This window comes from Phormidesmis sp. 146-33 (assembly GCF_052939515.1).
This window is the reverse complement of record NZ_JBJPHU010000052.1, coordinates 16,249-29,212: the sequence shown is the minus strand read 5'-3', so window position 1 is coordinate 29,212 and position 12,964 is coordinate 16,249. Positions and strand designations below refer to the sequence as shown.

At 49.0% G+C, this 12,964-nt stretch carries 12 protein-coding genes; 1 reads left to right on the top strand and 11 read right to left on the bottom strand.

The features are described from left to right. Window positions 1–32 precede the first annotated feature (32 nt). The 5 genes from groL to psaK all read right to left on the bottom strand — a co-directional run bounded on the left by groL (window position 33) and on the right by psaK (window position 5,412). Entirely contained in the window at window positions 33–1,676 is a 1,644-nt protein-coding gene (groL, locus tag ACJ2PR_RS20140) for a chaperonin GroEL (protein ID WP_446870349.1), read from the bottom strand. 70 nt (window positions 1,677–1,746) lie between these two features. Further along, window positions 1,747–2,058, bottom strand: coding sequence for a co-chaperone GroES (gene groES / locus ACJ2PR_RS20135; protein ID WP_446857182.1), 312 nt, complete (start codon window positions 2,056–2,058; stop codon window positions 1,747–1,749). Between the two features lie 335 nt (window positions 2,059–2,393). Beyond that, window positions 2,394–3,401, bottom strand: a complete 1,008-nt coding sequence (locus tag ACJ2PR_RS20130) for a CBASS cGAMP-activated phospholipase (protein ID WP_446870348.1) — start codon at window positions 3,399–3,401, stop codon at window positions 2,394–2,396. Between the two features lie 90 nt (window positions 3,402–3,491). After that, window positions 3,492–4,724: a site-2 protease family protein gene (locus tag ACJ2PR_RS20125; protein WP_446878298.1), complete on the bottom strand. Its 1,233-nt coding sequence runs from the start codon at window positions 4,722–4,724 to the stop codon at window positions 3,492–3,494. Between the two features lie 421 nt (window positions 4,725–5,145). Continuing rightward, entirely contained in the window at window positions 5,146–5,412 is a 267-nt protein-coding gene (psaK, locus tag ACJ2PR_RS20120; protein WP_446857179.1) for a photosystem I reaction center subunit PsaK, read from the bottom strand. Between the two features lie 141 nt (window positions 5,413–5,553). Here psaK and ACJ2PR_RS20115 point away from each other — a divergent pair, with 141 nt between their 5' ends. After that, window positions 5,554–6,213 (top strand): phosphoribosylanthranilate isomerase, encoded by a 660-nt coding sequence (locus tag ACJ2PR_RS20115; protein WP_446878297.1) that lies wholly within the window; start codon window positions 5,554–5,556, stop codon window positions 6,211–6,213. 245 nt (window positions 6,214–6,458) lie between these two features. Here ACJ2PR_RS20115 and folE read toward each other — a convergent pair whose 3' ends face one another. The 6 genes from folE to ACJ2PR_RS20085 all read right to left on the bottom strand — a co-directional run bounded on the left by folE (window position 6,459) and on the right by ACJ2PR_RS20085 (window position 12,873). Further along, window positions 6,459–7,163, bottom strand: coding sequence for a GTP cyclohydrolase I FolE (folE, locus tag ACJ2PR_RS20110; RefSeq protein ID WP_446870345.1), 705 nt, complete (start codon window positions 7,161–7,163; stop codon window positions 6,459–6,461). A gap of 101 nt (window positions 7,164–7,264) precedes the next feature. Continuing rightward, the gene (locus tag ACJ2PR_RS20105; protein ID WP_446857176.1) at window positions 7,265–7,990 is read right to left on the bottom strand and encodes an SDR family oxidoreductase; all 726 of its coding nucleotides are present in this window, start codon (window positions 7,988–7,990) and stop codon (window positions 7,265–7,267) included. 467 nt (window positions 7,991–8,457) lie between these two features. Continuing rightward, complete coding sequence (locus tag ACJ2PR_RS20100; protein WP_446857175.1) at window positions 8,458–9,441, bottom strand: acetyl-CoA carboxylase carboxyltransferase subunit alpha; 984 nt, start codon at window positions 9,439–9,441, stop codon at window positions 8,458–8,460. Window positions 9,442–9,618: 177 nt separating this feature from the next. Next, complete coding sequence (locus ACJ2PR_RS20095) at window positions 9,619–11,361, bottom strand: hypothetical protein (protein ID WP_446878296.1); 1,743 nt, start codon at window positions 11,359–11,361, stop codon at window positions 9,619–9,621. A 141-nt stretch (window positions 11,362–11,502) separates the two neighbouring features. Beyond that, on the bottom strand, window positions 11,503–12,237 hold the full coding sequence (locus ACJ2PR_RS20090) for a glycosyltransferase family 2 protein (RefSeq protein WP_446857173.1): 735 nt from the start codon (window positions 12,235–12,237) through the stop codon (window positions 11,503–11,505). Window positions 12,238–12,309: 72 nt separating this feature from the next. Beyond that, window positions 12,310–12,873: a methyltransferase domain-containing protein gene (locus tag ACJ2PR_RS20085; RefSeq protein ID WP_446857172.1), complete on the bottom strand. Its 564-nt coding sequence runs from the start codon at window positions 12,871–12,873 to the stop codon at window positions 12,310–12,312. Between the last annotated feature and the right edge of the window lie 91 nt (window positions 12,874–12,964).

Sequence of the window (12,964 nt, the reverse complement as noted above, 5' to 3'; positions counted from 1 at the left end):
AATTTAGAATCCAATTCAAACAGAGGTGTCGATTAGTAGTCGAAGTCACCACCGCCGCCCATGCCAGCGCCAGCACCTGCGCCACCGCCATCTTTGGGTTCAGGCTTGTCAACGACAATGCACTCAGTTGTGAGAACCATGCCCGCGATCGAAGCCGCATTTTGCAACGCAGAACGAGTCACTTTTGCAGGGTCAACAATCCCCGCTTCAAACATGTCTACATACTCATTGGTCGCTGCATTAAAGCCCACGTTGAATTCCTTCTCGCGCACTTTCTCAGCAATCACCGCACCGTTTTGACCTGCGTTTTCAGCAATCCGCTTGAGAGGAGCCGAGAGAGAACGAGCCACAATCAGCGCGCCTGTGAGTTCCTCGTCCTTGAGGCTGGTGTTAGCCCAGGTTTCGAGTTCGGGAGAGAGGTGAGCCAATGTGGTGCCACCACCCGGAACGATGCCTTCTTCGACGGCTGCTTTGGTCGCGTTGATCGCATCTTCGAGACGCAGTTTGCGATCCTTCATTTCGGTTTCGGTCGCTGCGCCCACTTTGATCACGGCAACGCCACCCGCGAGTTTCGCCAGACGCTCTTGCAGCTTTTCTTTGTCATAGGAAGAATCGGTTTCTTCCATCTGACGACGAATTTGCTCGACGCGAGACTTGACTTGCGCTTCGTTCCCTTCAGCAACGATCGTGGTCGAATCCTTGGTGATCGTGATCCGACGCGCTTTGCCCAGGCTTTCTAACTTGGCGGTATCGAGTTTGAGACCTGCATCTTCGGTGATCAGTTGTCCACCTGTGAGAACGGCAATGTCTTCGAGCATCGCTTTACGGCGATCGCCAAACCCAGGAGCTTTGACAGCAGCCACGTTCAATACACCGCGTAGACGGTTCACAACTAAGGTAGCCAGCGCTTCTTTCTCGATGTCTTCTGCAATGATGACGAGAGGACGACCGGAACGAGCCACTTGCTCCAGGATAGGAACGAGATCTTGCACCAGGTTGATCTTCTTGTCGGTGATCAAGATGTAAGGCTCTTCCAGAATGGCTTCCATCCGTTCGGTGTCGGTTGCAAAGTAAGGAGAGATGTAGCCTTTGTCAAAGCGCATCCCTTCGGTGACTTCGAGTTCGGTGGTCATCGATTTGCCTTCTTCAAGGGAGATTACACCCTCTTTGCCGACTTTATCCATCGCGTTGGCGATCATCTGACCGACTTCATCGTCGTTTCCGGCAGAGATGGCACCGACTTGAGCGATCGACTTCGAGTCTTCGACCGGACGAGCGTGTTCAGCAATTCGCTCAACCAGAAAGCCAATTCCTTTGTCGATGCCGCGTTTGAGAGCGATCGCATTAGCACCTGCTGCCACGTTGCGAAGCCCTTCTTTGACCATTGCGTGCGCCAAGACGGTTGCAGTAGTGGTGCCATCGCCTGCTGCGTCGTTGGTTTTAGAAGCGGCTTGACGAATCAGCGCAACGCCAGTGTTTTCAACGTGGTCTTCGAGTTCGATTTCTTTGGCGATCGTCACACCGTCATTAACGATTTGGGGTGCGCCAAACTTCTTTTCGAGGACGACGTTGCGGCCTTTGGGGCCAAGGGTCACAGCAACCGCTTCGGCCAAGATGTCCATTCCGCGTTCGAGGGCACGACGAGCGTTTTCGTTGTAGATAATGCGTTTAGCCATGATTCAGTTACTCGTGAGTGGGTGGGATTGGGGAGTAGTCAGCGTTTTGAGGCGATAAACCAGCCGAAAGCTAGTCAACGACTGCCAAAATGTCTTTTTCGGACAACAAAACATACTCTTCGGTGCCGAGTTTGATATCGGTTCCGGCGTACTTTGAGTAGAGAACTTTGTCACCCAGTTTGACTTCTGGCTCTTGACGAGATCCATCATCGCTGCGCTTGCCGGGGCCAACAGCAACGATCTCGCCGACTTGGGGCTTTTCTTTTGCGTTGTCGGGCAACAAGATGCCACCTGCGGTCTTTTCTTCTGCGGCACTGACCTTAACGAAGACGCGATCGCCCAAAGGTTTGACAGTGGACACGCTCAGAGATACGGCTGCCATATAAATTCTCCAAACTATCTAAATGAGGAACAAGTTAAGGGATGAGGGAGGGCTTTGCCCCGCTTTCGCAAGGAGGGATGAGGGATGAATAATATCAAGTGAGCTACGAATTTTGCTTGATTCGCTTGTGGTTAGCTCTGCACTGCCATTCAGCTACGAGCGACGAATCTACTTCATCCCTCATCCCTCATTCTTCCTCCCTATATCCAAGTCTACATGACTTTGAGCGTTGAGTTAGCACTCTCGACTCCTGAGTGCTAATTTACCGAAGGTTGACCCGCAAAGCAACTTTCTCCCTTGTACGGGTTCCCGAACGGGCAGACTAACGAGAGTCTCTAGGGATTGAGGGAAACGATCAGCTTATCTAAGAGTGCGTCGCCCTCTCGATCGAGATAGTCTTGAGCCACACCGATCAGGGCATTGAGGTTGGTGGTGTCAGCGCGATCAATGTCGTCGTAGGCCTTATCGAGGGGAGTTTGAAATCGGAAATAGTTATTGTCTGGCAAGATCTGACGAGCAATATAGTCAACCGCGTCTGCTGACCCATCAAACAGCACATCGATCAGCGGAATTGCCCACTCCAGAGCGCCCCACTCCTGCGATTCTCGGATCGTAATTGGACGGCTGCTTTGACCTGTGCCAAAGGAGGCCACCACAAAATTTTCTAGCGAAATTCTTTGATCACCTGATCGCGCATCATTAATTCTCACGCCTTCTGCGATCGCACAGGCAGTTGGGTTGTTAGCCACCACGCCGCCGTCAACTAAAGGCACCGATCGCCCGTCAATCTGAGTGATGTGAGCCGGAAAGTACACGGGTGCAGACGAGGAGGCTTTGCAAATCTCCCAAACTGGAAAGGAATTATATTTTCGGTACGTGTCTGCTAAAACCTGTGAGCCAGCATTGGGAATCGTTTTGAACACGAGCGCTTCACGGCTGGCGAGATTGTAGCTTGTCACCAAAGTCGGCACTCGTAAATCGCCAAATCGAGCATCGCCAAAAACGCTTCTTAAAACCAGTTCTAGCCCTTTGCTCTCATAGCGAGGAGCATCTAACCCCTGGTCAAAAGTACGACCAAACCGACTCCACAAGCGAGACGCTGGATTTGGAAAAATCTCCTGGGCCCGATCGCGGTAAATCTTAACGATCGTCTCAGTTTTCATCCCCATTGATAAGGCACAGGCAATCAGCGATCCGGTTGAGGTGCCTGCAATTAAATCAAAAAGCTGTCCGATCGGCCTTCCCAGTTTTTGCTCTAAACGGTTAAGCCAGACAGCAGTGATCAACCCTCGGACACCCCCTCCACTCAGAGAAAGAATCCGATAAACCTGAGAATTGGGCATGACTAGAACCTCCTGGAAAGCCAATCGCCCGACCATTATAGGAACTCTTAGGAATTAGGGGTTAGAGGGGTTGAGACTTTCTTGAGCGCTTTATTTCTTTAACTCAGCCGCTTGAGCGATCGCCCCTAGCTGCAATCCGGGTGGGTAACTGCCTTCTTCTTTGATCTGCTTGATCGCTGCATCAGAAATGGGTAGATTCATTTTTTGAGCTAGGGATCGCACGATGTCACCTCGATCGATGACTCCCGACACCGCGCCCGCAGGTGACAAAACGGTAATTCGAGGAATCTCACTCGTTTCCATTAAGCGGATTACCTCAATCAACGAGGTTGCTTCCTGAACGGTCGGCACTTCGTTTAGGGGCTGCACAATACTGAGTAACGTCTGAGTTTCCCATTGGCTACGCTCGACGGTTTGCAGGGCATCGACAGCGATCAGTCCTCGATATCGTCCGTCAGACGCGGCAAAGTAGACCGGAGCGCGACTTGTTTCCAACAGGTAGTCATCTGCAAATTGTCTCAGCTTTAAGTTGGCATCTACGACTCGAAATTCTCGTGTCATCGCCTCTTGCGCTTTGATTTTGAGCAGAGCTTCTTGAACGTGCGTCAACCGATCGTAGGAACTAGCATTCTGAATAATAAACCAGCCAATGAGAATCAGCCACAGTCCACCTAGAGAAGGTAAGCCGAGGGCAGCGCTGAGTCCTGCGACTTCGATCGCGCCCAGAGTAATTGCCAACCCGCCTAACGTTTTGCCTGCTTTTGCGGCCCATTGAGTGCCTTTTGCCTGACTGCCCGTTAGCTTCCAAATCGCTGCTTTGAGAACTTGACCCCCATCTAAAGGCAAGCCAGGAAGCATGTTGAAGATTAGTAGAACGAGATTGACACCTGCCAGTTGATTGGCTAAAACCCGCAGCGGACTATCCAGTTGAGGCAGTTGAGAAACCAGCAAGCTCAGAAGTAAGAAGAGAGCTAAACTGACCGCCGGGCCAGCAATTGCCACCTGAAACGCTTTACCAGGAGTCTTGGGTTCTTGTTCGATCGTGGCAACCCCGCCAAAAAAGAATAACGTAATTGACTTAACTTGAATTCCTTGAGACTTTGCGACCAGACTGTGACCCAACTCATGCAGCAACACAGAAGCAAAAAATAGCAGTGCCATACTGATTCCGGTTGCCCAGGCGATCGTAGACTGCCAACCAGGATATTCAGACTGCCAGGACAGTGCGTATCCGGTCGAGAACAAGATCAGCACAAAAAACCAGGATGTATCGATTAAAAGCGGAATGCCGAAAAGAGTGCCGACCCGCTTGCCAGTCTGCATGACCTGTCCTCTGCCTCGTCTGTAGGGTATCTACCTCCAGCATAAATGACGAGAGGAAGGGATGAGGGAGGAAGGAGGAGGGATGAGGGGCGGTAAACACTACAGCAGTTCTATCTGGCACATCAATTCAGGAGTTTTATCTTGATCAAGCGGTCGGAAATCCAGCCGCAACCTATTTGTAAGTGCGCGAGGTTTGAACTTACCTTTGCTCAGGAAATCTAGAGAGATTTCGCAGGGTCTGCTACCCACGATCGCACTTTTCAAACATCCTCTAATTGCCGCACAAATCATTTCTGCACAAAATGAATAGCACCTTGAATGGCTACATCCCTCCTCGCGAAGCGGAACGAAGTTCTCCCTCCTTGCGCAGCGGATTACCCCCAAAGGGGGAACAGATCATCGAAGTTCTCCCTCATCCCTTCTAAAGAACGCCCGCGTTGCTCAAGCCGAGAATGACACCTGCTCCCAAAACGTGTCCAAAGCTCATAGTGGCGAGAAGTTCGGGGAGTCCAAAGCCTTCAAATAGGGCAGGCTCTTTGAGGGGTAATTTGGGGCCAACTCCGCGATTTTGGATCGCATAGCGCCCGATCGCCACCGCAAACAAACAGCAAAGACTCATGGTAATGCCGACGGCGGGAGACCACTCGATCGTACGGGCGGTTGCAACGGCGAATAAAGCAGTATTCATTAAAGGTTCTCTCCTGATTGATAAACTGGGACGAACACAGAGGATTATAGGGGTTCGACTTTTGCGTTTTGAGTTTTAAGTTGATCCGGATTCAAAACTTAAATACTCTGAAACATTTAGAAATACTTAACGAGCGATTCAATGAGTTTACGAGTCAAAATTTGTGGCATCACCCAGCCAGACCAGGGGAGCGCGATCGCCAATCTGGGCGCTTCTTCGCTAGGGTTTATCTGCGTTTTGGGCACCCCGCGCTACGTTTTGCCAGAGCAGATTTGCACCATTGCGGATCAGTTGCCGATCGATCCGGTCACGGGCAAATCGGTCGATCGAGTGGGAGTCTTTTTGGATGCATCGCTTGAGGAAATTTGCAGCGTTGTTGCGATCGCTCGTTTGACCAGCGTCCAGCTTCATGGCACCGAGTCGCCTGCTTTTTGCGATCAGTTGCGGATGGCTTTGCCTGCGATCGAAATCATCAAAGCGCTAAGAGTCAAAACGTCCGCAGCTTTGAGTCAGGCAGACTTTTATGAAAATTGGGTCGATGCGCTCTTGCTGGATGCTTACCACCCCAACCTGCCAGGCGGCACAGGCGAAACGTTGGATTGGTCAGCGCTGCAAAACTTTCGTCCTGGTTGTCCCTGGCTGCTGGCTGGCGGACTCACCCCCGATAATGTGATCCACGCCTTGAGTCTCGCCCGTCCCGATGGGATTGACTTGTCTAGCGGCATAGAAAAAGCCCCAGGCGATAAAAACCTGGAGCAAGTTGCAAAACTATTCGATCGGCTAAAAAGTCGCAAGCAGTAGCCAAAATTTTGTTTGCGATCGTGAACTAAAAAACCGAGTGAATTTTTGACTATCCGTTTAGAGCAGCGTGAATTTGGTTAAGCTCCCTCGCTGCGTTGGTCAGATCTTCTGCCCCCAAGCTGCTGATTCTGGGGGATTTAGGAGGCGTTCCCGGATCTGCAAACGAGGCGAAAAAGTTGCTCAAAACTGACTTTAAGTTCACGTTGAGCCACGATCGTGAGCAAACGGCTGAAACTACCCAAAAACTACCAAAAAGACGGCTGATGGCGAATCAGATTGAGATACTCTTCACGAGTCTTTTGATCATCCTGAAAAGCACCCACCATCGCACTGGTTACTGTCCAAGAGCCTGGTTTTTGAACGCCACGCATCACCATACACATGTGAGTGGCCTCCATGACAACCGCCACACCTCTCGGCTCCAAAACTTCTTGAATCGCCTCCGCCACCTGTCTCGTTAGCCGTTCTTGAACCTGCAAACGGCGAGAATACATTTCTACAATCCGGGCCAGCTTGCTCAAGCCAACTACCTTTTGGTTGGGAATGTAAGCAACGTGCGCCCGACCCATAAACGGCAGCATGTGATGCTCACAGAGGCTAAAAAAGTTGATGTCTCGCACCAGCACCATCTCATTGTGCCCCTCATCAAAAATGGCACCGTTGACCAGATCTTCGAGCGATTGATCATAGCCACTGGTGAGAAAGCGCATCGCTTCGGCTACTCGTTTAGGCGTTTTGAGCAGTCCTTCACGTTCTGGATCTTCGCCCACGCCCAGCAGCATGGTTCGCACGGCTTCCATCATTTCGTCGTTACTCACCTCAGATGGCGGGTGCAGTTTGGCTTCTTGTCCGTTGAGCGTGTTGCGATCGGGTCTCGGTTCCAATCCTTTAACGCCTTTGGAGGCGGGTGAATTAGAAGCGTTGGAGCCGTTTGGAGAAGCAATAGTCATAGTGAATCCAGGTAAGGTGGTCAGTGAAAAATCTGTGAGAAAATAGGGTCACGGCACGATCGCCGTCGAGATCAAATCCAATTGAGGCTAGAGATTGGACTCTAAAACGTGCCAGCGTTGGGCATCAGAATCAATTCTTCGATCACCGCTTCTTGAGGAACCAGAGCCGCATACAGAATCGATTGAGCGACCACATCGGGGGTTAGCATCTGAGCACGATCAAAGTCTGCCTGCACCGTGTCGGTATCCCAGATGGGCGTATTGACAGAGCCGGGAGAAACCGTGACGACGCGAATGCCGTGGGCCCGTTCTTCGGCAGCCAGTGTTTTGGAGAGAGCCAGCAGACCAAATTTGCTGACGCAGTAGGCTCCCCAATCAGGAAAGGTTTGATGCGCGGCGATCGAAGCCACGTTGATAATGGTGCCTTGATGTCGCTCACGCATTCCCGGCAGCACACCCTGAATGCACTGCAAAACGCTGGTCACATTTAGATTGAGAACCTGTTGCCAATCGTCCAGCGGCATGTCCATCAGGTTGCCTGTATAGCCCATGCCAGCATTGTTGACGAGGATATCTAGCGGCGTGAATTCGTCTGAGATCGTCTGAACTTGCGACCGCACCTGAGCGACCTGCGCCAGATCGATCGGGTAGACCTGCACCTTGACTCCAAGCTGTCTTGCTTGCTCTGCTACTGCGTCTAAGCGCGATTGAGAGCGGCCGACGAGAGCCAAATGAATGCCAGCTTTTGCAAACGCCAGGGCAGTTGCTTTGCCAATTCCACTACTTGCCCCAGTAATTAGGGCGCGTCGTTCTAGATTGAGGGTCATGAAATACTTGTGATAACTCGTGATAACTCAAACGGGGTCAGACATTCCGGGAAGTGCCAATCTGCTCAAGTAGCGCAGCAGGATTGGGCTTTGAACTTGCGAACTGAACGGGGTCTGGACTTTGCGCACTAAAGACTCAAACTAGTTCAGGGGCACAACTCAACCGTCAAGGGGTTTGCAGGAATGCAGAAACGGGTGGTTCACTAATTAAAAAAACTCCGCATGTTGAGTAACCGGAAATCGCAGCAATCGCCCCAAAGGGAAATTGCTCTGGAAATTGCTCTATATCGCGTCAAACCTGACTGCCTTCACTGATCATAATCCGCAATGAAACGAAAACGTCACTGCGAGCAACCCTCCCAGATGAATGAAATGTAAACCTTTGTTAAGGTGAATTATATCACTGGCGCAGATTGGAAAGCTCTAGCTGCCAAAATTTTGACTGTCTTTGGTTGCCCACTCCCTCTTTAGACCGTTGTTTCTGCAAACACGCCGATGCTGCGAAACTTTTGATAGCGAAGTTCTCGACGCTGTTGGTTAGTGAGTTGATCCAATTCGTCCAGGTTTCTGAGAATTGCCTCTTTGAGAGTGGCAGCGGCCATCAGGGGGTCAGAATGGGCCCCGCCGATCGGCTCTGCCAAAATCTCATCTAAAATGCCCAAATTCTTGAGATCGGCTGCGGTGATTTTGAGCGCTTCGGCGGCTTGATTAGCTCTGGCAGCGTCTTTCCAGAGAATCGCGGCGCAGGCTTCTGGCGTAGCCACGGTGTAGACAGAATGCTCAAACATTAACAAGCGATCGCCCACGCCAATCCCCAACGCGCCACCTGATCCGCCTTCTCCCACCACGGTACAAATGATCGGCACCTCTAACCGAAACATTTCTCGCAGGTTGTAAGCGATCGCTTCTCCTTGTCCCAATTCTTCGGCGCTTATACCGGGGTAAGCTCCAGGTGTGTCGATGAAGGTGAGGATTGGCATCTTAAAGCGATCGGCGTGTTCCATCAGGCGCATGGCTTTGCGATAGCCGCTAGGGGAGGCCATGCCAAAGTTGCGGGTGATGTTGTCTTTGGTATCGCGTCCTTTTTGCTGCCCTAACATCAGCACAGGTCTGCCTTCGATGCGGGCGACTCCTCCCACCACTGCCGGGTCGTCATGCCCACCGCGATCGCCGTGTAGCTCCATCCATTCATCGCTGATGGCTTGAATGTAGTCCAGCGTGCTAGGGCGACGAGGGTGCCGTGCGACTTGCATTCGCTGCAAAGGCGACAGACTGCTAAAGATTTCTTGCCGAAGCTGCAAAGCCCTTTCCTCAAGTTGACGAATCTCACCAGATACATCGACTTCATTTTCTTCTGCAAGTTCACGAATCTGAGTAATTCGCGATTCTAGCTCGGCGAGGGGCTTTTCAAAGTCTAAAAGAATGGGTCTGCGATCGGAGGAGTTTGCCATGCTGCAAATGGGGTCACTTCAAGGGGTTGAGGCTGTTCGTCACCAGAATTACCGTTAGCCACAGAACTTAGCCACAAGACTAATGTTACGGTTTTTAGATCATACGAGAGATCATACGAGTTATTGTCCCGATAAACGACTGCTTGCGGGTAACTCAAAGAGATTGCTTTTAGGGATTTAGCCCGATTTTTGAGTCGAGTGCGAGAGCGGAAGTTGAAACACACCCAGTTTGAAAGTTTTAGAAAAACTAACAGCTTGGCGATCGGGCATAACCCATCCAGAAGGACGCGGTTCAATAGTTTCAGAAATGTAGCACAACTGCCCCTGAAAGCGACCCTGTAACCATTTGATCAGTCCGGGAAATCCTTTCCTTTCGACCATATAGTTGTGCGATCGCGGCTTCCAACCCGAATAGCCATTGACCACTGGAACATTCGTTTTCATGCCCGCCCACATTGCAGAAGTTTGCTCAATCCAGTCAGGATTTTTGCCTGAATCATAAACATAAGCAACTTCACAGCCTTGACTCATCAGTTCTTGTAGTTCTGCTTCTCGATGAAGCAAAGGTGCTTTTTCAAAGCTGTAGGGGTTGATAATAAGTTGTTCTGACATTCCGAATAAACAAATCGTACAAATTAAGGCAAGTCGTGACTTTTTTGAAGCGATCGCTATTCTCAAAAAAGAATCAAGCCCTAACAGAACTGCTATCAGTAAATAAAAGTAGAAGAGCAGGCAAATTCTGGCGACGGCTCGCATTGCTTTTGCTCCGGGAACTAGCGCATGAACCAACTCCCAAAGCGAGTAGTCAAATAAGCTGAGAGAAAGCACAAAGATTGCCAGAGCTGTGATTAAACAGGATTGGATCAGCAGCCTACGATCGGGTTCTAAAAACTTTGATTTTGTAGAAATTAAACAAACAACAAATCCTGTCAATAAAATAATTGTCAAGCCCATAAATAGACGATGTTCCGAAATTTTTGGCAGATTTCTGGACAAAGGAGCCAGGAGCCTGAACCAGGGGCTTCCTTCTGGAGGAGTCATCCAGGAATTGAGCCTAGGCAACATCAATGAAGCAGAGAAAAAGGGACGATCTCCCATCACTTTACCCATCTTTAGATAAGGGTTTAGCAATAGAAAAAGTAAAGTAAACCAGATTAGAAGGGTAGCGATCGCAGTTCGGTAATGAGACTTAAAGTACGCAAATACATTGACTCTTGCCTTCTGGCTCACAAAGAAGACGACTGGAAGAAAGATTAACACACTAAACAAAAACATCCAGCCTAGATAAATACTGGCGAGAATTTGAAGATAAGTGAAGAATAAGAATAGGATAAACCGTCGATTTGTTGGGCTTCTGACAAACCCCCAAAGGAACAAAAAAGCAAGCGGTGTAAAAAATTGAGGAAGTAGCTGCTGGTGTCCAATTTGGGCGGCTCTCGGCATTCCAAACGCAAACAAGAAGCCTCCAAACGCAGACAATGTGGGATGAATTTGAAAATGTCGTAACAGAACAACAAAGCAAAAAAAGCAAAGGGACATCACGCAGATCATCCAGATCTGATAAGCAATATCACTAGATAAAAATCCTCGAAACAACCAATAGAGCGGAGCCGTTCCCCACATATTTTCGGAGAGGGCTAACATGTTTTTGAGCGGGTAGAAAAACGCAGGAGACCATAGCTCCCCAGCATAATTCTGATTAAAAACGACTTGAAAAGAATGTTCTAAAATGTATTGAACCAGTCTGGTATCCCCTGGATCGGTCTGCATTCTAGAAAACCCACTGAACAGCGTGGGATAGAACGACATTACAACCCCAATCAAGCACACGATCGAGTAGGACAAACCTGCGACCCAAAACAAAGGGAGTCTTTTTTGGAGTTTAAAAACTGAGACGGTTTCTCCTGAAAAGTCTTTCATGTTGCAGCGCTGAAGTTATTGAGTAGGAAAGAATTTTTCTGCATGTCTCTTCACAATAGAAACTCACTCTATTTCCTGTGTGAAAATTACCTATAGAGTTCCCAGAAAGAGGGGCAGTATGTAAGTTCTTGCCTAACATCCCTAAAATCTGCTTAAGCTTCTGGCTTGCTGAATAGAAGAAACCTTTGAGGAAAACAAGTTGTATTTAAAGATACAAACGATCGCGCGAATGCCGTCCTTCCAAGTAATTTTCTTACCTTCTTTATAGGTGCGACCGTAATAAGAAATTCCAACTTCGTAGATTCGGCAACCCATTTTTGCAACTTTCGCGGTGATTTCTGGCTCAAACCCAAATCGATTTTCCTCAATTTGAACCGCCTGGATGACCTCTCGTCGAAAAGCCTTGTAGCAAGTCTCCATATCAGTGAGATTAATATTAGTCATCATGTTAGAAAGCGTCGTTAGAAATCGATTTCCAACCATGTGCCAATAGTAAACAACCCGATGAGGCTGACTGCCCACAAACCGTGAACCAAACACCACATCCGCTTTCCCTTCTACGATCGGCTGGATCATGACCGAAAACTCTTGAGGATCATACTCAAGGTCAGCATCTTGAACGATGACAATATCCCCTGTTGCGGCTGCAAATCCTGTCCTCAAAGCCGCCCCTTTGCCACGGTTTCTAGAATGGTAGATCACTTGATTAACCTGAGATTCTACTTGAGATTTCAAAAGTTCTCGTGTACCGTCGGCGGAAAAGTCATCCACAATAATCACTTCCAGGTCTCTAATTGGTGCAGCTTTGACCGCTTCAACGACCTGCATAATGGTGCCTAACTCATTGAAACAAGGAATGATGACTGACAGTTTCATAGTGATAGATCTTCCCAAAAACACCTGTACCGACGCTCAACCCAGTTTTAAGTTTTTAGCTTGCTCAACCTATTACGATCGCTTGACAACGGTGCAAAAGTTATTCATCCAAAACTGAAAATACTGATGTTTAAATTCCTTGAAGTTAGAGTCGTCTACTAAGACTTTTCTTAGCCTTTGGCGATCGTAGTATCGCTTGTGATCTCTAATTTCTGCTTCACTAATAATCTTTAGTTTGTAGGATAAAAACTCTAAAACAGGCTGTGACCAAACTGAGGGAACCGTGAGCACGAGTTTGCCATTGTCTCTCAAAACTCTGTGAATTTCTTGCAGAATTGGTTTTTCTTGCTCAATATGCTCTAAAACAGCCAGCATAGTGACTACATCAAAGCTGGCATCCTCGAAAGGTAGAACGCCGCCCAACATCATTTGAGCCGTTTTAAGATTTCCTGACTGCATAGTAGGCACTTTGAAATCAATGCCCACACCCTGCTTGATGCGAGGGGCGATCGTCTTCAAAAAAGCCGCTTTGGTACCGCAACCCACATCTAAAATTTCTGCGTCGGGTGGGATTTGCGAAATTACTTTTCGTAAGCGCAACCACCGCAACAACGGCTCCAATAGTGCTTCAGGCATAATTTTGAAAAAGTAGCATTCCAAAATACTCAGGATATCAGATAGTGCAAAGCTTAACCTGCTCAAAGCCATTTTGGGGTTGACGACTCAC

Excerpts from the sequence above, each read along its gene's own strand:
- groL (WP_446870349.1), bottom strand. The coding sequence starts at position 1,676 with ATGGCTAAACGCATTATCTACAACGAAAACGCTCGTCGTGCCCTCGAA.
- ACJ2PR_RS20100 (WP_446857175.1), bottom strand. The coding sequence starts at position 9,441 with ATGGCAAACTCCTCCGATCGCAGACCCATTCTTTTAGACTTTGAAAAG.
- ACJ2PR_RS20090 (WP_446857173.1), bottom strand. The coding sequence starts at position 12,237 with ATGAAACTGTCAGTCATCATTCCTTGTTTCAATGAGTTAGGCACCATT.
- ACJ2PR_RS20115 (WP_446878297.1), top strand. The coding sequence starts at position 5,554 with ATGAGTTTACGAGTCAAAATTTGTGGCATCACCCAGCCAGACCAGGGG.
- folE (WP_446870345.1), bottom strand. The coding sequence starts at position 7,163 with ATGACTATTGCTTCTCCAAACGGCTCCAACGCTTCTAATTCACCCGCC.
- ACJ2PR_RS20095 (WP_446878296.1), bottom strand. The coding sequence starts at position 11,361 with ATGAAAGACTTTTCAGGAGAAACCGTCTCAGTTTTTAAACTCCAAAAA.
- groES (WP_446857182.1), bottom strand. The coding sequence starts at position 2,058 with ATGGCAGCCGTATCTCTGAGCGTGTCCACTGTCAAACCTTTGGGCGAT.
- ACJ2PR_RS20130 (WP_446870348.1), bottom strand. The coding sequence starts at position 3,401 with ATGCCCAATTCTCAGGTTTATCGGATTCTTTCTCTGAGTGGAGGGGGT.
- ACJ2PR_RS20105 (WP_446857176.1), bottom strand. The coding sequence starts at position 7,990 with ATGACCCTCAATCTAGAACGACGCGCCCTAATTACTGGGGCAAGTAGT.
- ACJ2PR_RS20085 (WP_446857172.1), bottom strand. The coding sequence starts at position 12,873 with ATGCCTGAAGCACTATTGGAGCCGTTGTTGCGGTGGTTGCGCTTACGA.
- ACJ2PR_RS20125 (WP_446878298.1), bottom strand. The coding sequence starts at position 4,724 with ATGCAGACTGGCAAGCGGGTCGGCACTCTTTTCGGCATTCCGCTTTTA.
- psaK (WP_446857179.1), bottom strand. The coding sequence starts at position 5,412 with ATGAATACTGCTTTATTCGCCGTTGCAACCGCCCGTACGATCGAGTGG.